This is a genomic window from Noviherbaspirillum phoenicis (assembly GCF_047237965.1).
Classification (GTDB): Bacteria; Pseudomonadota; Gammaproteobacteria; order Burkholderiales; family Burkholderiaceae_D; genus Noviherbaspirillum_A.
Window position 1 is genome coordinate 1382096 of record NZ_JBDFLX010000001.1, and the last position, 21347, is coordinate 1403442.

The 21347-nt window shown below is 49.9% G+C and carries 19 protein-coding genes; 4 read left to right on the top strand and 15 right to left on the bottom strand.

Features of this window, described 5'->3' with window-relative positions; all coding sequences use genetic code 11:
* Positions 1–50: 50 nt before the first annotated feature.
* From cueR to merR, 4 genes are all read right to left on the bottom strand, one after another.
* Entirely contained in the window at positions 51–452 is a 402-nt protein-coding gene (gene cueR / locus ABC383_RS06255; protein WP_413012503.1) for a Cu(I)-responsive transcriptional regulator, read from the bottom strand.
* Positions 449–2875, bottom strand: coding sequence for a heavy metal translocating P-type ATPase (locus tag ABC383_RS06260; protein WP_413012504.1), 2427 nt, complete (start codon positions 2873–2875; stop codon positions 449–451). The genes cueR and ABC383_RS06260 overlap by 4 nt, the downstream gene beginning before the upstream one ends.
* A 634-nt stretch (positions 2876–3509) precedes the next feature.
* Positions 3510–4529: a hypothetical protein gene (locus ABC383_RS06265; RefSeq protein WP_413012505.1), complete on the bottom strand. Its 1020-nt coding sequence runs from the start codon at positions 4527–4529 to the stop codon at positions 3510–3512.
* A gap of 1055 nt (positions 4530–5584) precedes the next feature.
* Positions 5585–5977, bottom strand: coding sequence for a mercury resistance transcriptional regulator MerR (merR, locus tag ABC383_RS06270; RefSeq protein ID WP_413016255.1), 393 nt, complete (start codon positions 5975–5977; stop codon positions 5585–5587).
* A gap of 98 nt (positions 5978–6075) precedes the next feature.
* Between merR and ABC383_RS06275 the strand changes: the two genes are divergently transcribed.
* The 3 genes from ABC383_RS06275 to ABC383_RS06285 are packed head-to-tail and all read left to right on the top strand — an operon-like array spanning position 6076 to position 6930.
* Positions 6076–6423, top strand: a complete 348-nt coding sequence (locus ABC383_RS06275; protein ID WP_413012506.1) for a mercuric transporter MerT family protein — start codon at positions 6076–6078, stop codon at positions 6421–6423.
* A gap of 10 nt (positions 6424–6433) precedes the next feature.
* Complete coding sequence (locus ABC383_RS06280) at positions 6434–6712, top strand: heavy-metal-associated domain-containing protein (RefSeq protein ID WP_413012507.1); 279 nt, start codon at positions 6434–6436, stop codon at positions 6710–6712.
* Between the two features lie 5 nt (positions 6713–6717).
* The gene (locus ABC383_RS06285) at positions 6718–6930 is read left to right on the top strand and encodes a GDCCVxC domain-containing (seleno)protein (protein ID WP_413012508.1); all 213 of its coding nucleotides are present in this window, start codon (positions 6718–6720) and stop codon (positions 6928–6930) included.
* Between the two features lie 472 nt (positions 6931–7402).
* Here ABC383_RS06285 and ABC383_RS06290 read toward each other — a convergent pair whose 3' ends face one another.
* Both ABC383_RS06290 and cadR read right to left on the bottom strand, forming a co-directional pair.
* Positions 7403–7771 (bottom strand): hypothetical protein, encoded by a 369-nt coding sequence (locus ABC383_RS06290; protein ID WP_413012509.1) that lies wholly within the window; start codon positions 7769–7771, stop codon positions 7403–7405.
* Positions 7772–7941: 170 nt separating this feature from the next.
* Positions 7942–8394, bottom strand: coding sequence for a Cd(II)/Pb(II)-responsive transcriptional regulator (gene cadR / locus ABC383_RS06295; RefSeq protein WP_413012510.1), 453 nt, complete (start codon positions 8392–8394; stop codon positions 7942–7944).
* Positions 8395–8481: 87 nt separating this feature from the next.
* Here cadR and ABC383_RS06300 point away from each other — a divergent pair, with 87 nt between their 5' ends.
* On the top strand, positions 8482–10974 hold the full coding sequence (locus ABC383_RS06300; protein ID WP_413012511.1) for a heavy metal translocating P-type ATPase: 2493 nt from the start codon (positions 8482–8484) through the stop codon (positions 10972–10974).
* A gap of 301 nt (positions 10975–11275) precedes the next feature.
* Here the strand turns inward: ABC383_RS06300 and ABC383_RS28230 are convergent, their stop codons facing one another.
* The 9 genes from ABC383_RS28230 to ABC383_RS06345 all read right to left on the bottom strand — a co-directional run bounded on the left by ABC383_RS28230 (position 11276) and on the right by ABC383_RS06345 (position 21259).
* Complete coding sequence (locus ABC383_RS28230) at positions 11276–11629, bottom strand: four-helix bundle copper-binding protein (RefSeq protein WP_487247471.1); 354 nt, start codon at positions 11627–11629, stop codon at positions 11276–11278.
* A 183-nt stretch (positions 11630–11812) separates the two neighbouring features.
* Entirely contained in the window at positions 11813–12766 is a 954-nt protein-coding gene (locus ABC383_RS06310) for a cation diffusion facilitator family transporter (protein WP_413012513.1), read from the bottom strand.
* 136 nt (positions 12767–12902) lie between these two features.
* Entirely contained in the window at positions 12903–16109 is a 3207-nt protein-coding gene (locus tag ABC383_RS06315) for a CusA/CzcA family heavy metal efflux RND transporter (RefSeq protein ID WP_413012514.1), read from the bottom strand.
* Between the two features lie 18 nt (positions 16110–16127).
* A complete protein-coding gene (locus tag ABC383_RS06320; protein WP_413012515.1) occupies positions 16128–17648 on the bottom strand; it encodes an efflux RND transporter periplasmic adaptor subunit in 1521 nt (506 codons plus the stop codon).
* Positions 17645–18955 (bottom strand): TolC family protein, encoded by a 1311-nt coding sequence (locus ABC383_RS06325; RefSeq protein WP_413012516.1) that lies wholly within the window; start codon positions 18953–18955, stop codon positions 17645–17647. The genes ABC383_RS06320 and ABC383_RS06325 overlap by 4 nt, the downstream gene beginning before the upstream one ends.
* 93 nt (positions 18956–19048) lie before the next feature.
* Positions 19049–19411: a cation efflux protein, CzcI family gene (gene czcI, locus ABC383_RS06330; protein WP_413012517.1), complete on the bottom strand. Its 363-nt coding sequence runs from the start codon at positions 19409–19411 to the stop codon at positions 19049–19051.
* A 340-nt stretch (positions 19412–19751) separates the two neighbouring features.
* Positions 19752–19928: a DUF305 domain-containing protein gene (locus ABC383_RS06335; protein WP_413012518.1), complete on the bottom strand. Its 177-nt coding sequence runs from the start codon at positions 19926–19928 to the stop codon at positions 19752–19754.
* Positions 19925–20227: a DUF305 domain-containing protein gene (locus ABC383_RS06340; RefSeq protein WP_413012519.1), complete on the bottom strand. Its 303-nt coding sequence runs from the start codon at positions 20225–20227 to the stop codon at positions 19925–19927. Before ABC383_RS06340 ends, ABC383_RS06335 begins: the two co-directional genes overlap by 4 nt.
* A gap of 345 nt (positions 20228–20572) precedes the next feature.
* Positions 20573–21259 carry a hypothetical protein gene (locus tag ABC383_RS06345; RefSeq protein WP_413012520.1) on the bottom strand — a complete coding sequence of 229 codons (687 nt, stop codon included), beginning with the start codon at positions 21257–21259 and terminating at the stop codon, positions 20573–20575.
* Positions 21260–21347: the final 88 nt, after the last annotated feature.

Below are 21347 nucleotides of genomic sequence, written 5' to 3' on the forward strand. Positions count from 1 at the left end.
CGTATCCGTTTGAATGGCACTAAATGGTTACTTTTGCGCCAACAACAACTCTAATAGTGGCGATGCTCGATAGCCAGGTCATCCAGAATTGGACAATCAGGTCGGTGGTCTCCCCGGCAATTGCTCGCCAGGTGCTCTAACTGGTCACGAATTGACTGGAGTTTCTGAATATCCTGATCAAGCTCCTCAATGTATTGCCGGGCCAGTTTTTTCACATCAGCGCTCTTACGACCTCGATCATCCCAGAGACCGAGCAAGGTCTTGATGCGCTCGATGGAGAAGCCGAGGTCTCTGGAGCGCTTGATGAAACGAAGTACCTGAATGTCCTTCTCTGTGTATTGGCGATACCCAGACGCTGTTCGGCTAGCTTCGGAAACAAGACCGATACTTTCGTAGTATCGGATCATTTTCGCGTTCATGCCAGAAACCTCAGCAGCCTGTCCAATGTTCATATCTTCCTCTCTGTATTCTCTGATGGCTTCCAGCGGCGCAAAAGCAGCGAATTTGATACAACACTCACACTGCTAAGGGCCATTGCCGCTCCAGCAACAATAGGGTTGAGATATCCCAGTGCTGCCAACGGTATGCCAACCACGTTGTAGATGAATGCCCATCCTAGATTCTGCTGAATTTTTCGATAGGTGCGTTTTGATATTTCGATCGCGTCCGCAACCAGAGTGGGGTCACCCCGCATAAGCGTAATCCCTGCCGTATGCATAGCCACGTCCGTTCCAGTCGACATAGCAATTCCGACATCAGCCGAAGCCAGCGCAGGGGCGTCGTTGATGCCGTCGCCAACCATCGCAACTGTTTTGCCTCCCTGTTTAAGCTCACCTACAACCTGTGCTTTATCAGCGGGAAGCACCTCAGATCTGAAATTTGTAATCCCAACCTGCGATGCAATGGCCTTGGCGCTACCTGCGTTGTCGCCGGTCAGCATGACCGATGAGACACCGATGTCATGTAGACGTTGAACAGCGGACTTTGCTGATGGTTTCAAAGTGTCACCAAACGCGATCAAGCCGGCCAATTCCAAGGACCCTGCCGATCTGACCGCCAGCCAAGAGACTGTGCGCCCTGCTTTTTCATGCTTTGCCGCGATGTCTTCCATCCCTCTCACCGTCAAGCCGATTTCGTCCAGCATTCTCTTATTACCGAGATAGATCGTTGCGCCATCGATGTTCGCTTGAACACCGCGCCCTGGGAGAGCTTTCGCGTCGGAGCCAGCTTTTAATACCACGCCTCGGCTAACAGCTTCGTTCTCGACGGCTTTTGCCAGCGGATGATCACTGTACTGCTGTACTGCTCTCGCCAATTCCAAAATGCGCTCTGTTGGCTGTGTAGCAGCTTCAATAGCCACCACAGCCGGCTTTCCTTCGGTGAGCGTGCCCGTCTTGTCAAATACAACGACGTTGATGGCATGTGCGCTTTCAAGCGCCTCAGCGTCCTTGATCAAAATGCCATATTTAGCGGCGACTCCCGTGCCTGCCATGATCGATGTCGGCGTAGCCAATCCAAGCGCACAAGGGCATGCGATGACCTGCACCGCAACAGCATTCAACAGTGCTTGCTGCCAATCGCCGGTTACCAAACCCCACCCTACCAGCGTGGCAAGAGATATAAGCAAGACCACCGGCACGAAAACAGCGCTCACAGCGTCCACCAGGCGCTGTATTGGCGCTTTGACCGCTTGGGCATCCTCGACCATCCGGATGATCTGCGAAAGCATTGTGGCGCTTCCTACAGCCGTTGCAGTCAGTATCAGAAGCCCATTTGCATTGACAGCACCACCGGTCACTGTGTCCCCTATTGTTTTCGCCACTGGCAGGCTCTCACCCGTCAGTAACGACTCATCAAGATGGCTGCTTCCTTCAGTGATAACGCCGTCCACCGGTACGCGCTCTCCAGGGCGTACTATCACAGTATCCCTGACGCGAACTTGTGCAATTTGCACTTCCACATCTTGACCATCCCGACGTACCACCGCCTTGGTAGGACGCAGCGACTCCAACGCTCGAAGTGCGGCTACTGTTTGATACTTCGCACGCGCCTCAAGCCACTTGCCGAGGAGGACAAGCGTGATAACGACTGCCGACGATTCAAAGTAGAGGTGACGCATCCCTCCCGTGCTGTGTGCAAACAATAAGTAAACGGACAAGCCATAAGCGGCGCTGGTACCAATAGCGACTAGCAGGTCCATATTCCCGGACCGCGCCATCAGCGCCTTCCAGCCAGCTTTATAAAATCTCGCTCCTAACCAGAACTGCACTGGAGTGGCCAGCACCCATTGAAGCCAACCTGGCAGTGCCCAGTCATAACCAAAGGGCATGCCAAGCATGGGTACAACGAGCGGAATGCTAAACAAGGCAGCAAGTGCAACTGGCCACCAGGTTGGTAGTATCGCCTTAGCTTCGCCGTCTTTCTGTGACACCCCTTCAATCGGTATGAAGGCGTCATATCCAGCCTTCTCGATTGCGCCAATTAAGACCTCAGGCGTAACACCAGCCGCTTTGATTTGCGCCTTTTCTGTGGCTAGGTTTACCGACGCGTCAATTACACCAGGCACCTTCTTGAGAGCCCTCTCAACCCTTGTCACGCACGATGCGCAAGTCATCCCCGAAATGGATAAAGAGATGTCATCAGTAGCTACGTCATAGCCAGCTTTCTCAACCGCCGACGACAACGTCTGGAAGTCAGTTCCGGATTCCGCACGTACAGTAGCCTTCTCCGTCGCAAGATTTACCGCTACGGCGTCGACACCCGGAACCGCTTTTAACGCTTTCTCAACGCGAGCCACGCAGGACGCGCATGTCATGCCTTCAATTTTGAAGCTTTGCTCTTTCAACTGGCTACTTGGTTTAACTGCAACATCCATAAAACCTCCAAAGTTTGTACCTTGAAGATAGACCTTCCAACGATTGGAATGTCAAGCAGTCTTACGACCAGAACCAAGAATTGTTCAATCTATGACTCTGCACTGGCTCATGCTTCGATATAAGCACTCGACAGTAGCTTCCTCTGCCCTGTTTTCCGCTGACAGGATCTTTTCCGGTATCGACCGGCACGTTGACACTGGCACACGTTACAGTCCGTCGAAGCATTCAACCTATGCAACATAGATTTTTAACTAGTAATCAGGTGAATGTCAGTAGCCACCTTTTTACTGCAAACCCAAAGCAGGTAATGCACGTGTTTGTACAGACATTGATGTCTCTTTGAAAAGGCCTTGATTTAGCATTGATTTAGCCTTGACTTACTTTGATAAACCTTGATGTCAGAAAGTTGATTTTCAAGACCCATTTCAAAATATTTCTTAAAATTATTTTAGTTAGATTTATCTTAAACTATTGGAAACATATGCAATGCATACCAGCACTCACGGGAAATGTTACATAAGGAAAGGTCGCTGCTTGTGCATCTCATGACAACCCGACGTAACCTTGTTGGCATCCTCCATGACGCAACTTCACCGATGAACTGTATCAGCTAACTTTCCTAAAACCGTTAGATTAAGAAGCCAAAACCTTGTTAATTTGCTCTACCCCGTTCGTTATTTTTTCATGAAGGTCGGCCCACCAGGCCTTCGTAAGTTGAGTATGTGGGCGATGGAATAACCGGTAAATGCCATAAAGCTGTGCTTTTTCTTGGTGCCTATACACAGGGACTAGATAATCAAAATCAGAATTTATTAATTTCCAATCTGGCAGAACTGCCTCAGCCGCTTGGTCTGCGAGACGCTTGATCTCTGCCTCGCTTTTTTCAGGACCATCCACCGGGAACAAAATTTCAGCATCTTTGCCGTTTGACTCGAACAGACAAGCTGACAGTTCTAGTAAACCAAGACTGCGGAGGGTATCCATCCTCGGAAAAAAGGCGTCAGCCGGATTCCCGCCTTCCTCGGCTACACCACTCAATACGTCAGCATCGTGAAGAAAATCCAATTCGCTTTTCCAGGCAGTGTAGTGTGCCGTCCGACTAAACCCCAAAAAAACAAATTCGCCATAAGAAGCATGTTTGGTCTTGTTAAATTCTAAATAAAATACAGACCGCGAGAGCCCACCATTGGCAGCAAGATGCTGCGAATAATAAAGCTCTACGTACAGGCGTAGCAGTTGAACATCTTGCGCTTCACGGATCGCTTTAACTGCTGACTTCTTCCGTTCACCTACTCGCTGATCCACCAACCCTTTCACTATGCTGTTTGGCAGCCAGATAACATCTTCTGACATCGTAAGCGTATAGTGGGGCCGTGAATTGTTTCCATCACTTTTAACAAGACCCGCATCTACAAGCATTGCAATTGCTACTGTGGCACGTTGGCTTTTTATTCCTCCATACGTCTCGACAGAGTTAGCAGACCAGTTGGTTTCACGATTACTTCCATCAGTCCCGCAAGCCAAGACCAAGAATGCCACGGCTGGGTTTAGCCCAAGTGCACAGGCTTCGCGCCACTCTTTAAGTCCAATCGAAAAGAACCCTTCAGTTTTTTTACTCATTTTTTTACTGTAAATTGACGAATATTTTTGCATGCTGAGATACTTATCCCCAGTCGAGGCAAGAATACTTTGTGTGCTTTTAGTTTTATCGTCGGCAGGGCTTCAGACGTATGATGCGTCTGAAGCTGATGCAAATATGATGCAACTGTGATGCAAAGTTGGAATGTTTATTCAATAGAATCAAATAGTTATTCAGAATGAATTTACATTTTTTTGTGTTTTTTTGTACATTGTAGGTTTGGGACTGCTTACCGATTTAGAGCGCAATAGTTCGACACATGATTCGAGGCGACACAAAAAAGTGCGGGGTAAGAAGATCTTTCGTTCCGAAGGATTTTTTCTAATCGCGTGTTTAGGCTTTCTCTATGAAAGCAGAAAAATGCCCTGCCTTCTGAAAGAATCTCAGTTTTATAATATTAAAAATTTAATAAACATATTAACGAGTGCGCCGCACAGGACGTCTGTGCCGGTAGTGCACCACCTTTTCTCCTACGCGGTTGCTCTGCCTAACTTGGGGTAGAGTAAAAAACAGAGCAGCGCTCGATCGGATGAGGCAACCTCTATTATCTTACACTGCCCACAACAACTTATAGCCAAGCCGGTTTGAGAATCAGGGCTGTAACGTTCCAGATGATCGCTTACCTCCGCGCAGTGTCGCCCAGTGGTTTTTACCAAGTCTAAAATCGCAGAACAGGGCTGATCAAAATCCTTATTGTTGTGGCAGCTTGTTGGAAACTAGCCAGAAATGATTGCTAAAACCCGCAAAATCCAAGGTGAGAACTTATGTGAACTGCTTTTTCATATTTTTATTGGTAATAACTTTGACTTCATCTGACAGCAGGTGTCAAATTTGATCGAAATTTCACCCTGCTTGATCTTGTGCGATCTGCCAGGAGCCGACTGTGAGCGCGAAAGCCGAACTTTACTTTTGCACTACCACTGACCGACGACTCCTACCGCATGGCAGAAACAATCGAGGCGGTCGACTCATGGACCGCAAATCCAACTCTGCTTGTGAGTTACAACGGGGGCCGTTTCTACCGTTTTCGACTTCGAGTGGATGTCAATAACGCCGTTGAAACGATGTACTACTGCCCTTGTACTAGAGAATGGATTATTGGGCAGTCCCCCTCCCGGTTTCCGGCTTCACACTGGTTCACTAATCCTGACAGCACTTCCCGCATCTTCAGCAGGTCCGCAATCTTGCCTTCGATGATAGCCAATTTATGCACGGCCAAATCGTGCGTCTTCTTGCAGCAGACCGCTTGGTCCAGTCGTAACAGGTTCTCGATTTCCTCCAACGTAAAGCCAAGCACTTGGGCGCGCTTGATGAACTGTAGCCGGCTCACATCTTCATCCGAATACCGCCGATGCCCACCAATGGGCTTTACTGGTTCGGGCAATAGCCCACGGCGTTGGTAATAGCGGATTGTCTCAACATTCACGTTGGCTTGTTTGGCTACCTGCCCAATTGTCAGCATTGCAATGTTCCCATCTGTGTTTTTATTCAAAAATCGCTTGATTCCGTACCTAAGTACGGGACATATACTATCCTCAACGTGCGCAATCGGAGTCCGGGATGGAAAATTTAAACTCAAAGGGACCGCTTCTAGCGGGAGTGTTGGCGGCAATTGGCGCGTCGGTCTGCTGTGTCGGGCCGCTGGTGTTGCTGGCGCTGGGCATTGGCGGGGCATGGGTCAGCAATCTGACTGCCCTGGAGCCGTATCGCCCTATCTTCATCGGTGTCGCGCTTCTGGCCTTTGGCTTGGCCTATCGCCGGCTGTACCAGGTCCGAGCGGCATGTGCGCCCGGTGCCGCGTGCGCTACGCCAGTCATAGCGCAGCGTCAGCGCATCATCTTCTGGGGCGTAGTTGTACTGGCGCTTTGCCTCCTGCTGGTGCCCACAGTCGCCCCATTGTTCTTGTAAAGGAAGCTCCATGCGCTTTATCACCAAACTTATCGCCGTAGGACTCTTACCCGTCACCAACGCCTTTGCGGCAACAGCCACCACAGCGCTTGAGTTGCAGAACATGACCTGCTCACTGTGCAGCGTTACGGTCAAGAAGGCGCTGGGCAATGTGCCGGGCGTCAAAGATGCCGAGGTTGATTACGGCACTAAGGTAGCAACTGTGACCTATGACACCGACAAGACCACCATTGCCGATCTGATCAAGGCAACGACCAATGCCGGGTTCCCCTCTGCTCCTCGGAAGTGACTGGTATGACAATCGCTACACTTGAATCAACACTGACCTGTCCCCACTGCGGCTTTGCCAAGCCGGAGATCATGCCAACGGATTCCTGCCAGTTCTACTACGAATGCAGCAACTGCAAGACCCTCTTGCGCCCGAAAGCCGGGGATTGCTGCGTGTATTGCTCCTATGGCTCGGTCAAGTGCCCGCCCATTCAGGAGCAGCGCGGTTGCTGCGGGTGACAAAGCCCAAAGCTGCCGGCGCGGGTACTCGATAAACCATCGAACGGAAAGGAAATGGAGCATACCCAAGCAATATGATCTTATCGCGATTAAAGCCGGGACAGCAGCCTTGGTGGCGTGCATGCGGGTTCATGCTGCCGTTGCGATCATATCCCTCTGTCTGATGGGTTTCCAAGCTTTTTTATCCTTCAAAGGTGAGTTATGCCGGTATGTTGCTTCACCACGCTGGCGTAGAAGATGAACTGCGGATAGAGATAAGACAGTAAGAAAAATTTCCTACGAGAAGAATTGATTTCACATTCTGAAAAACAGCCGACTACAAAGTCGGCTGTTTTAAGCGCTCAACAATAAATGTTCACATTATCGGAAAATGTGTTCTAGGCATTCCGATCAAAAGCTCATAAAACCCAACATTCACTTTGCATAGCATGCTGAAACTTTTTATTTTTCCCCAGGTTAATAACGTATAGATTTATATATTCCTTACCCTTCCAATATCGGTCGGCAACTGCCAATTCAATATATGAGCAACGCGTTTAATAATCCAAATAACTTGCTCATCTGTTCCCCATCCTGATTGAGCCAACTTGGCAAATTGGAATCGAAGGATCTCACCTTCGCTCAATAGCGGGGTACGGACCCACTTCTGATCAAAACATTCCTTTGACAAGTCAAAAGCCAAGTCCACACATATCTGCCATGTTTCAAAAAGGTCGATTGGTGAGCATGGAAAGTAGTTTCCTTCCGCAAAAACAGGGGGATTATCCGGGGCTTCAGGACGCGGGAAGTCATTCGGGACCGCCGAGTAAATAGTTTGACTATCCAGCTTCCACAGATTCATGATTCAACCCAAAGTAGAACAGTATGCATACTGTATAAACATACAGCCAAAGAATCAAGGGTTTCATTTTGTTAACTGCATGAGGCTCGGACCACACCAATTCTAATCTGCAACCGATGCATTGCCGCTAGTAACAAAATCTTTAGAACAATGTGGCCGTGTCACTATGGCTAATGGCAACCACCACTGTGTATACCAAGGTTTCTCGGAATTACTTCTTCCATGTCTGTTAGCTTTTTAAGAATTTTGCAGTCTTTACTTGCCTGATTCGTGTTGCAAAGGCTACGTAATTCTTTCAATTGCTTCTGAAGCGCTTTTAAGTCACCAATCCGTTCGGCTACATGAGTGATGTGCTTATCTAAAACTTGATTAACCTCGCCGCAATCGCTTTCAGGAGCATCTCGGAACGTCAGCAAAGAACGTATTTCGTCCAATGTCATATCAAGCGAACGACAATGGCGAATGAACAAAAGTCTTTCAACATGAACCTCGTTATAAAGCCGGTAGTTAGCCGAAGTTCTTGTTGCAGCAGGAAGTAACCCTTCTCTCTCATAAAAACGGACTGTTTCCACCAAGCAACCAGTGCGGGTGGCTAACTCACCAATTTTCATATTGATTTTCATAAATTTTCCTTTCAACTGATAAACGCTCTTGACCCTGTACCCACTACAGGGTCTCTAATAGACAATATACGCTTCTCAAGGAAAATTATGACTTCCAGACCAACCAATTCTTGCTGTTCTTGCTCGCCAACGGCGGCAGCAAACGAACCTGTTGATGCCTTACCGTCATCCCAGCAACTTGTCATGCGCATTGAGAAAATGGACTGCCCAACAGAGGAAGGTCTGATTCGTAAAAAGCTTGCAAGTATGCCTAGTATCGATCGCCTTGACTTCAACCTGATGCAGCGTCGGCTTACCGTGCATCACCGTTCTCCGGATCCGGAAGCGATCGTTGGCGCTGTGGCGTCTCTGGGTATGGATGCGATCGTTGAGAGCAAGGCGTCAGGTGCGGGAGAGATGCAGGCGGTATTTTCAATTCAAAACATGGATTGTCCAACTGAGGAAGCCCTCATCCGGAATAAGTTGTCTCCGATCAAGGGCATCACCAGTCTCGATTTCAACCTGATGCAACGGAAACTGACTGTCAACCACACGCTGGACCGCCCAGCAACCATTCAATCGGCATTGGAATCTATTGGGATGCAGGCTGTGCTTGAAACTGATGACTTGCCAGCAGATAAGGCTGCAACGCAGGAGCCTTTACCAATTATCTCGCGTAAAAAGTGGTGGATGGTTTCCGTCGGCGGCGTTGCGGCGCTAATAGCCGAGGTTATCGCATGGACTACAGGGAACGAAAATTCCTGGCCCGTGATTGCATTGGCGCTGTTTGCAATCGTAATCAGTGGCACCGAAACGTATAAAAAGGGCTGGGTTGCGTTGAGCAATCGCAGTCTCAATATCAATGCACTCATGACAATTGCCGTCACAGGCGCGATTCTCATTCAACAGTGGCCAGAAGCCGCGATGGTCATGGTGTTATTCACCATCGCTGAAATGATTGAAGCGCTGTCGCTCGACCGTGCACGCAACGCGATTCGCGGACTGATGGCTTTGACACCGGACGTCGCGAGCATCCTCCAGGCGGATGGATCGTGGCAGGAAATGCGAGCGTCGTCGGTAAAGGTAGGAATGACTGTGAGGATCGCTCCTGGAGAGCGTATCCCTCTTGACGGCCAGTTAACAAGTGGACAATCATCGGTCAATCAAGCGCCAATTACAGGCGAAAGCATGCCTGTTTTAAAATCCGTAGGCGACAAAGTATTTGCTGGCACAATCAATGAAACTGGCTCCTTCGATTATCGTGTTTCGGCTGCACAAACCGATTCCACCCTGTCGCGCATTATCCGTGCGGTAGAGGAAGCCCAAGGAAGCAAGGCACCGACGCAACGATTTGTCGATCGGTTCGCCTCCCTCTATACGCCGATTGTCTTTTTCGCGGCGTTGGCTGTTGCTGTCGTCCCTGCCCTGGCATTTGGCTTGCCTTGGATGGACTGGATCTACAAGGCGCTTGTATTGTTGGTTATCGCGTGTCCTTGTGCCTTGGTGATCGCAACACCAGTCACTGTCGTCAGTGGTCTTGCCGCCGCAGCAAAGGCAGGGATTTTGATCAAGGGGGGTGTATATCTGGAGCAGGGACATAAGCTCAAGGTCTTGGCGTTGGATAAAACTGGCACTATCACCTTGGGTCGGCCGACCGTAACAGACATTTTCCCTTTGTCCGCTGAATCAAATTCTGGGCTACGCTTGGCAGCAACACTGGCGTCTCGATCAGATCATCCCGTTTCTACGGCTGTAGTAACGTATTGGAAAGCAAATAATCGCCCCCCCGATCTTGCCGAGGTAACCGACTTCGAAGCCATCACTGGGCGGGGTGTCAAAGGCCGTATCGCCGACCAATGGTACTATCTGGGAAACCACCGGCTAGTCGAGGAACTCGGAATTTGCAATACAGAAACAGAGGCTGCTTTGCATAACTTCGAGGCAGACGGAAAAACGGCTGTCGTTATTTGTAATGAACATACGCCACTGGCCATCATCGCCGTCGCCGATACTGTTCGGGAGACCAGCCGACAAGCAATCGCTGAATTGCACGCTCTTGGTGTACGCACCCTGATGCTTACAGGAGACAATGCGCTTACAGCACGAGCAATTGCAGATAATGTTGGCATTGATGACGCACGCGGGAACCTGCTTCCTGAAGACAAGCTTGCCGTCGTCAGTGACGCAATAGAACAGCATGGAACGGTCGGCATGGTGGGTGATGGAATCAACGATGCTCCGGCGCTGGCGAAGGCAAGCATCGGTTTTGCAATGGGAGCGGCGGGTACCGACACTGCTCTGGAAACAGCAGACGTAGCGCTGATGGATGACGATTTAGGAAAAATTCCACACTTCATCCAGTTAAGCGCCAAGGCTGCCCGGATTCTTCGACAAAATATCGTCATTGCTCTGAGCATCAAAGCAGTGTTTCTTGCGTTGGCGCTTCTGGGCGCTGCCACCCTCTGGATGGCCGTATTTGCTGATATGGGTGCGAGCCTTATTGTCGTGTTTAACGGGCTGCGTCTTCTTCGAGGAAATGTTTCTGTCGCAGACGTTAATAAATTACCACGTAGGTCATCCGGCATCCCAGTTAAAACATAACAAGGCTAAGCCAATTCCTGTACTGCACTGTCGTTTCTGACAAGGCACTTAACGAAAATTCGCCTTTCTACTTCCCGTGAAGCACGAGCGGCTTGCTCTTCCCTTGACGTGCAGCCAGTGAGAAAAATAATGATCGAAATGGCTATAGGCGATGATCTCGTTAGAGTCTCCTGACGACGGCTATGCTGGATAATCAGGCAAAAAGTGATGGCAAGATTTCTGCTGCCACCACTTTTTGCTAACTGAACTCTATGCCTTCGTTAGATTATGATTTGTTGAGCGAAAGACCACTGGTGTCGCCTCATAAATCCCGCTCGCTTGCGTGTTGATCACAAGCCGTTGCGCATGCTTCGCACGCTTCTTGGCACCTTTTGCAGTGAGCATGCTTATCAGCATGTGCTGCGCAAGCTTGGGCACAAACACGGCAAAGATGAGCACATACCGCACAAAAGTCCCCGTGGTGTTCTGAGCCACGTGCGAGCGCTTTTAGCGTGGCTTCACACATATCGGCGCAATCCAAGTTAATGAGTGCACACTGTGCGTCACCGCCTTCCCGTATGTCCGCCGCCGCACATTCCTGACACGCGTGCAAAGCTTCCTCGCATGCTTCAATACATGCTTGTAGACCTACTTGTTTTTCAGTCGTAGCCATCATTATTCCTTTCAATAGGATTGATTAAATTGCAACTACATCGATTGCACTACTAATACGGCAGCAGGTCGATGCAGCCTGCCGCCCCATTTTTTTTGAATCGTGGAAACCGAGCGGATACACAGCAAATGGAGGCGGAATGTTCTCCATCTGCCCTCCACCGCTGTTGAACAGTGGGCTCATGATTTAGTGAGAATGGTGACTGTGCTCACCATGTGTGTCTGATGTTGGGCCAAAAGCATGGGTATTGCTATCTTGTTCGCAGGGAGTTTCTTCCAATTGAACCGTCGTGTGGTGCATCTTGAATTCGTCCGCGAGCATTTTTCGAATAGATGCTAAAAGCGTCGGCCAGTCGTGGGCAGCATCACTGAGCACGACATGAACAGTCAGGCTGGACTTTCCGCTTGTAATGGACCAGACATGAAGGTCGTGGATGCTGGCTACGCCAGGCAGAGTCAGGATAGCGGCCCTCACTTCAGCAACGTCAACATCCTCTGGGACACCTTCCAACAGCACATGCATGCTGGCCTTTAACAGGGTCCATGTGCGGGGCAAAACCCATAAGCCAATGCCGACTGCCACAGCAGAATCAACCCATGCCCACCCGGTATATCGAATGATTAATGCCCCAAGGATGACGCCGACAGATCCCAGCATATCGCTCCAGACTTCAAGGTAAGCGCCTTTGACATTGAGGCTGGAGTCTTTGCCTGCGCTAAGCAGGCGCATGCTGATCAAGTTGATTACAAGGCCGAGCGCCGCAATGATCAACATGACACCGGACTGAATTTCTGGCGGATTTTTGAGCCGCTGATAGGCCTCAAACAAGATGTACAGCGCAACAAGGAAAAGAAGGACTGCGTTGAACGCTGCCGCCAGAATCTCGAAGCGGTAATAGCCGAAAGTACGTTGGCTATCTGCATCTCTACGGCCAATGCGGATAGCTGTCAACGAAATTGCCAGTGCAGCAGTATCGGTAAACATGTGAGCGGCATCCGAGATGAGCGCAAGGCTGTTAGTCAATATTCCGCCAACAAGTTCAGCGATCAGAAAAGCCGTTGTCATAAACAACGCTATCCAAAGTGGCCGCTCGTTCTGCCCTGCTGATACCCCATGTGAATGTGAATGTCCTGCGCCCATCAGTTTCTCCTTATCGATAACGTCTAGACCTCTTCGCACAGCAAGGACAGTAAGTCGCTTTGAGAGGAATAATCCAATATGGTCTGGCAGTCGTAGGCCGCGCCAGCACGGCCTACGACTGCTCATGCCGTTTATTTCAGGCTAACTTCTTCTTCCAAAAAGGTACGGCCTCCTTACCTTCATTTGGCACTGATACCCCTTCAACCACATCCTCCGGATCACGACCGTGAGCCATCTGATAAAGCAAAGGCAGAACCAACAGCGTCAGAAACGTGGAGGAGAGAATGCCGCCAATAACTACCGTAGCGAGTGGGCGCTGTACTTCCGCACCGGTACCAGTGGCGAGTGCCATCGGCACAAATCCGAGTGATGCAACAAGCGCCGTCATCAATACCGGCCGCAAGCGTGTCAGTGCCCCTTCATGAACGGCCTCATTTACCGACTGACCCTGTTCCCGTAGGCCACGGATAAAGGAGATCATGACCAAGCCGTTGAGCACCGCAACACCCGACAATGCAATAAAGCCCACCGCCGCCGATATTGACAACGGTATGCCGCGCAACCAGAGCGCGACAATGCCGCCGGTCAGCGCAAAGGGAATGCCGGTAAAGACCAGTAAGCCATCCTTGATGTTATTAAACATCGCAAACAGCAGCACGAAGACCAGAAGCAGGGAAACTGGGACGACGATCTTCAATCGATTGGTTGCGGACTGAAGGTTCTCGTACTGCCCTCCCCACACCGTCCAGTATCCTGCCGGAACTTTGACCTGTTCGTTAATACGCTGTTCGGCTTCTGCCACAAAGGAGCCAAGATCTCTCCCTCGTACATTGGCGCTAACCACAATACGACGCTTGCCATTTTCACGACTAATCTGGTTTGGTCCAGGAGCCAGTTCCAGACTCGCGACTTCACCCAGAGGAATGTAATTGGTGCGTGTAGTAACGTCTGACGTCGATGGCAGCGGTAACGGCAGCCGCTTCAAAGCTTCCAGATCAGTACGCAAGTTTTCCGGCAGACGCACGACAATGTCGAACCGACGATCGCCCTGAAAGAGCGTTCCCGCTTCCCGACCACCAGTTGCCGTTGCGACGACTTCCTGCACGTCGTTGACGTTGAACCCATAGCGAGCCGTCTTTTCCCGGTCGATATTGATGGTCAGCATAGGCAGGCCAGTAGTTTGTTCAGTTTTAACTTCCGTCGCACCCGGCACTTTTTGCAGCACAGCCGAGATCTTTGCCGCCGTGTCGTTTAGTACATCAGTGTCATCACCAAATACCTTCACTGCAACGTCACTACGAACGCCCGAAATTAGTTCATTAAAGCGTAACTGAATTGGCTGGCTGAACTCATAATTGTTGCCGGGGATTTTCGCTACCTCGCCTTGTATTGCGCTTATGAGTTCACCATGCGTCTTCTTTGGCTCGGGCCACGTATCTTCGGGCTTAATCATAATGTAGCCGTCCGAAATATTCGGCGGCATCGGATCGGAGGCGACTTCAGCAGTGCCGGTGCGTGCGAAAACACGGTCAATTTCAGGAAATTTGGCCTTTAGCCTCCGCTCAATTTGTTGCTGCATGGCGACCGATTGCGTCAAGCTGGTTCCTGGAATACGCAATGCCTGGATCGCCAGATCGCCTTCATTCAAGCTAGGAACGAACTCACTACCAAGTCGTGTGCCGATCAAAACAGAAAGCACAATCATCACTACGGCAAAGGTCATGACGACCGGCTTGTTGACCATTGCACGTGTCAGCAATGAGTCATAACGACGCTTCGCAAAGAGCATCATCCTGTTCTCTTTTTCGGCGACTTTTTTACCGATAAAGAGAGCCACGGCTGCGGGTATGAAGGTGACTGACAAAATCATTGCACCGAGAAGTGCGATGACTACGGTGAATGCCATTGGATGAAACATCTTGCCCTCCACCCCCGTCAGCGCAAAGATCGGCAGGTAGACAATCATGATGATTAATTGGCCAAACAACAGAGGGCGGCGTGCCTCCTGTGAGGCAGCAAACACTTCATGAAAGCGCTCAGTAAGCGTTAGTGGCCGCTGATGATGGGCTTGGGCATGCGCAAGTCGTCTGACACAGTTTTCTACGATGACGACTGCACCATCGATAATAATTCCAAAGTCCAATGCGCCGAGGCTGAGCAGGTTGGCACTGACGTGATTTGCCACCATTCCGGTGAACGTGAATAGCATTGCGAGAGGAATCACGGCTGCTGTAATCAGAGCGGCTCGAATGTTGCCGAGGAAGAGAAACAAAACGACAATGACCAGCACCGCACCTTCAGCCAAATTCTTTTTAACCGTATGAATCGCTTTGTCAACCAGGACAGTCCGGTCATACACGGTTATGGCTTCAATACCTTCAGGTAGAGACCTATTAATCTCCGCCATTTTTTTGTCAACCGCTTGAGATACCTTACGGCTGTTCTCTCCGAGCAGCATAAAAACGGTCCCGAGCACAACCTCCCGACCATTCTCGGTTGCGGCACCGGTTCGCAACTCTCTACCAATATCCACGTCAGCAACATCCCGGATTCGTACCGGTACACCTTTGAAATTGCTAAGGACAATATTCCGGATGTCTTCCAGAGAGCGTACCTGCCCCGGTGCACGGATCAAATATTGCTCACCTCGACGCTCGATGTAACCGGCTCCGACGTTGCCATTGTTTTTGTCCAAAGCAGTGACGATGCTTTGTAAAGACAACCCAAAAGAGGCCAGCTTTTGTGGAGATGGAGCGACCAAAAATTCTTTGGAATAGCCACCGATCGAATTGATTTCGGTGACCCCCGATACATTACGTAATTGAGGCTTGATAATCCAATCCTGCACCTCCCGTAGGTCGGTTGGTGTATAAGGCAAACCGTCTGGTTTTTTTGCTCCTTCCTTTGCCTCGACCGTCCATAGGTAAATTTCACCTAGGCCAGTGGAGATAGGTCCCATTGACGGTGAGATACCTGCCGGTAGCCTGCTTCGTGCCTCCTGTAGCCGTTCGTTGACCAGTTGGCGGGCAAAGTAGGTGTCTGTGCCGTCTTTGAAAATGACCGTAATTTGCGACAAGCCATAACGGGACAGCGACCGGGTCTGCTCCAGATTTGGAAGACCGGACATGACTGTTTCAAGCGGATAGGTGACGCGCTGCTCGGTTTCTAGTGGCGAATAACCTGGAGCCGACGTATTTATCTGTACCTGAACGTTGGTGATGTCTGGCACAGCGTCAATGGGGAGCTTTTGGTAGCTATAGACACCGTAGCCGGCCATACCAAGGACGGCCAGGAGTACCAGCCAGCGGTGTTCAATTGCAAAACGTATGATGCGTTCAAACATAGTTTTCTCTTCTCCGCATCAGTGTGCGTGCTCGGCACTGCCCTTGCCGAGTTCTGCTTTGATAACGAAACTACCGGCTGCGGCATAAGGAGCACCGGGCTTTAGTCCCTTGACAATTTCAACCTGCTTGCCGTCACTACGGCCAATTGTCACTGGCTGGGCCACGAATCCACCCGGAACGCGCATGAATACGACAGGCTTGTCATTGATTGATTGAATAGCCTCTGCCAAGACGGCGACAGGAACGTCGCCTTGCTCAGCTACCAGTTCTACGTTTACATACAAACCAGGACGCCATGCCATTTGTGGGTTCTGAATTACAACTCGCGCATTTGCAGAACGTGTTTGTTCGCCGATCAAAGAACCGACATACGACACTTTTCCCGTCGCCTTGGATTCTGAAGACGCCGCAGTGACCAGAGCCGTAAGACCGACGCGAACCTTCTCGATATCTTTGGCAGGAACTACAACGTTTGCCCACACGGTTGAAAGGTCGGAGAGAACGAAAATGTTAGTGTCCTCTTTTACTGTTTCGCCAAGCGTGACGTGCTTTTCAACGATTGCGCCATCAAACGGTGCCCGCACCTCGTATCGGCTCAAAGGGCCGATCCCAGTGGTAGTGGCCCCCAGCGCGGCAAGTTTTTGTCGGGCATTTTGTGCAGCTATTTCCGCTTCACGCAATTGCTGCTGAGCTTCGAGATAGTCCTGTTGTGCAGAGATTTTTTCTTCCCAAAGCTTCTTTTCACGGGCATAGGTAGTGCGGGCGAATTCAAGCCTTTTCTGTGCAGCGAGCGATTCACTCCGCTGTTCGGATAAGGATGTGCTCGAAATAACAGCCAACACCGTCCCTTTCTTAACAATCTGTCCAAGACTTGCAGAGACAGCTTCCACTACACCGCTTACACGCGGCACAACATGTGCGGTACGGTCCTCGTTGAAGCCGATTTCTCCCGGCAGTTGGATCGCACTTTGAATACGGGCAGCACCAGCCTGCTGCAAAGTCACGCCACTTGCATTTATTTGCACATCTGTCAGTTCAACTTTCCCTTCTTCTTTCGAAAATGGGAAAACGAATGATTCACCGCCTGCTTGTGCAGTGATCTTGGCATCGAAAACGTGTGGTTCTGCAATGACCGTAGTGCTCTTGAGTGCCCCCTGTTCCGGTGCAAAAGCGATCTCCTGCGACTCTCCATCAGGACGACTGAGCGTGGCAGATATTTTTGCGGAGTTCGGCGGTAAAGGCTTGCCTTGCCTGCTTAGATAAATGACGAATCGTGCCTCGCCAGCATCTTCAACTAGGCTGATTTCGAGATCAAAATCACCCTTAGTGTACAACTGGCCGCCATGCAATCCTTTTTTTGCAACTTCTTGTTTATGTTCCGTGGCTGCACTGCCTTTCTCATCTTCATGGCTGCTTTCAGAATTCGCACCTACCTCCCCTTCAACAGGCTTGTTATTACCTGTAAAGACCACAAAGGCACCAAATGATGCGCCGACGATAATGATGGCAATAATTGCCATTAACTGTTTCTTGTTCATTGTTGCTCCTGATGCACGGTGCCCATGTTGGGTCTCTCAAATGGGATACCGACAATGCGGTCTATTTCAGCGGCGCTTCGATGAGTCTCAGCGAGCGCACGCAAATACTGGGATCGAGCTTGGAAGAACGTACGTTGTGCATCAAGCACATCCAGGAAATTGAACTTCCCGAGTTCATAGCCTTTCGTTGTCGCGTCATACGCACTTTGCGCACCAGGCAATATTTCTTGTCTCAGCAACCCAACTTCCAGGCGACTAGCATTCAACCTGTCATAGGCTTGGCCAAGTTCGCTATTCAAACGTACCTCGGTCGCTGTCAATTCATCCCGTGCTTTGTCGGTGCGGCGCATTGCCTCCAGCACATTGCCCTGGTTGCGATTAAACAGTGGCAGCGGGATCGACACCCCAACAATGGCCTGATTGCGTCCTAACTGCTCATCGCGCTTAACACCAAGACTGATCGTAAGATCTGGTACGCGGCGGGTAAGCTCTACCCGCGCTAACGCCTGCCGGCGATCGACTTCCATGCGTGCACGCCGAAGACTCGGAGCTTGGTGCAGCCCCTGTTTTAGTTCGTCGACGCCCGGAAGCGAAGGGAGCGTTTCAAATTGGTTCACCGCAAAGTCAAAGTAAGGATCTGCACTGCCCCACATAGCCCCTAAGCGCTTGCGCGATGCCTGCAATTCGCTAGCCGCCTGCGCTAGTTCGACTCGCACGCCGGACTCTGCTACCCGAGCCTTAGTTTCTTCAACGGGTGAGACCTTACCGGCGAGAACGCGCTTGGAGGCGATTTCGGTTGCACGTTTCGCAAGTTCAGTGGTCGCCTGAGCCAGACGAAATCTCTCCTGCGCTGTCACAACGTCATAGAAAGCCGAAACAACAGCAGCACGTACTTCCGCCTGCTTTCCTTGCAGTTCAAGCATGGCAGTGTCGTATCCACGCTGCGCAGCCGTTACACGTGCTGCGCGCTTTCCACCAAGCTCAAGGGGCTGGCTCAGTTGAAACGTAGTGGTTCTAGTTTCTTGCTTGGTGTCCTCAATAGAGGTTGCAACCTCCGGATTCGGGATGGTCTGCGCTTGCAGAATTGCGCCCTCCATGGCCTGGACCTCTCGGCGTGCAACAGCAATATCTGGATTAGCGCTATACGCCAAATCCAGCGCAGCTTCTAGAGAAAGCGCCTCCATTGGCTCAACTAGCCGAACCCTGGCGACATCTGACTTGGTGCTTTCTGCTTTAACAGCGTTCTCAGCATATGCCGAAGGTAAAACGAGTACCGCTAACACGAGCGGCAACAACAACTTTTGCATCGAATCTCCTTGTGCAACGAACAAAGGGATCCGGCAAGACGCTGAGTGTGTTAAATCAAATGAATGTGAAGATAGAACAAGCGACGTGCCGGATTACAAAGCGGCAGGTGCCCATTTGGGACGTTCGGGTCGATCAGGACGAACCGATGCAAGATGAGGGGTTACAGCGAATACTTCGTCAGTGTTTCCAACTTCAACAGCAAGTGAATAAGAAGGCACGGACACAATGCCCACGCCACCAAGGTGACAAACTGTACAGTCGTCGTCTGAGAGCAGCTTGGATCCTACAGTCTTGTCCGACTTGGAATCGCCCCCTGTAACTACATGCTTATGGACATGATGCCCAAAATGGGAGGCAACTGGGCTGCTTTCATGTTGACAATAGGTAGCCGCAGCCGCCCAGCTTAGCTGGAACGGCAGCACAACCATCATCAAAATAATCAGCAGACGTCGCATACGTTGTTAGTGTTCTTTAATTAATAACTCAGAGTTTCCATGCAGCAAAACGATGAACAGCTAATTATAAGCCAAGCGCTTTCATTGAGATTCCAGAAAAATACGGAAGTTCGTACTTTTTTACACAAATCTCGCAACTTCTTGCTCGGAAGTTAACATCTTTCGTAGGCGATTGTCTGGCGGCCTATACTTACAGGCCTCAAAATCTATTGCCGTCCTTTGCTTATCGCCTCCCTAGCATGGCAACGCGGCCGACAGCCAAAATCCCGAAATTTTTTTCGATCGCTATAAATACGCCTCATCGACTTCGATCATGCGTGGTACGCCAATCGGTCGGAAATTAGGTGATCTGTTTCACTTCTTTGTGTTGGCCTCTTACCAATGCTGACCGAGCCATTTTAATCCCATCCTGGTGATGCTGGCTCAGCATCGTCAGATACATCGAATCAAACGCATCACATTGGCTCGCACGTAGTTTGGCCATCTTGCTTTCCATACCCTTCATTGACTCTTTCATGCCAAGTATCTGCATATTGATAGCATCGCCTTACCCCCGTACCTTTGTTGTTTGAGCTTCTGCATGTGTGCAATATTTTTTTCTTGATCTTCATGCATCATCTTGGCGAGGCCCTTGATTTCACCGTGAGACGACTTGGACTCAGCCATTTGCGCAATCTCCATCCCGATGTGATGATGGGCAGACATCGTATCGAGGAATTGATGATCGAATGGAGCTTTACTGGCTCCAGGGCTAGTATGCATTCCAGCATGCCACTTCATACTGCCTTCAGAACCGGCATGCATCGGGCCATGCATGCCCTTTCATCCCTGCGCCGTAAGCATCACCATGCGAGTGCCGCTCTGGAAAGAATTAATAGAAGCGATTTCCTATTCATGTTGCTTACATCCAAAAGTGGACCTGTCAATTGAAGTTGCACTTACTGCATTTGTTTAAGAAATTAGTAGGTCAACTGGATTACGACATCGATCGGATCAAATCTATGCCACTACAACTTTCCTGAAAAACCTTTTAAATCTCATTGGAGGCATGTCTGCCGAAGCCTTAGGCGACAAATAGACACTGTACGACAAGCTATATATTTGGCCATATTAACTACTTGCCATAGCCATACACTTCACCAAAACCATAAAACAATAAAATTATCTATTTTTACATGGTATTGCGCCAACTGTTGTTTTATCTAGAATTCTCGACTTTTCGCCCATGCTGACAACATAGATAAATTCTTTATTTAAAATAACACTTAATTTATCAGTACGTTCGAGAAAAGTGCCTTGCAATTTCGTTCCATCAAACAACTGCACCTCCGTACGGCCTGGCCTACCATTGCGCATCTCGCACGTTTGTTTTATAAATAGCTCTCGACCAGCATTACTTGCAGAATTTACCCAAAAAATAAGAGGTAGCACGATAAGCACCCCGAAAATTAGGCCCGATAATATAAGATTGCCACTGAAACGAGCAGTAGATTCTTCAAGATGAATATGTTCTTTCAACCAAACGACTATTTTTATGAGCCATGCTGGAGCGGGATAATTCTTTTTTGGGCCAGCAGAAAGAAAAAACACATAAACACCGACTATGATGAACCAAATGCTCACATAGAACCAGCTATCTACAGTCCTAACGAACCCATCATAGGCGGTCTGCTGCACTGATATGGGTTCGATAGGACCATCCCATCCTGCCAGATGCCAAAAACCGCGATGAAACGACTCCCCGGCCATCCATGCACTAATGCCAATTAATGTAACTGCCAAGGTGATCCACTTGACCGGATCGGATGGTGATTTTTGAATAGCCGTAGAAGGAGAAGAAGGGTCCATAGGTTTCTCATTGACCAAAAGAAACCATTTTAGACTGTCAACGATAACTTGGAAGCCTTTGTGGCGGCAATCGCACTGTACGTTAGAA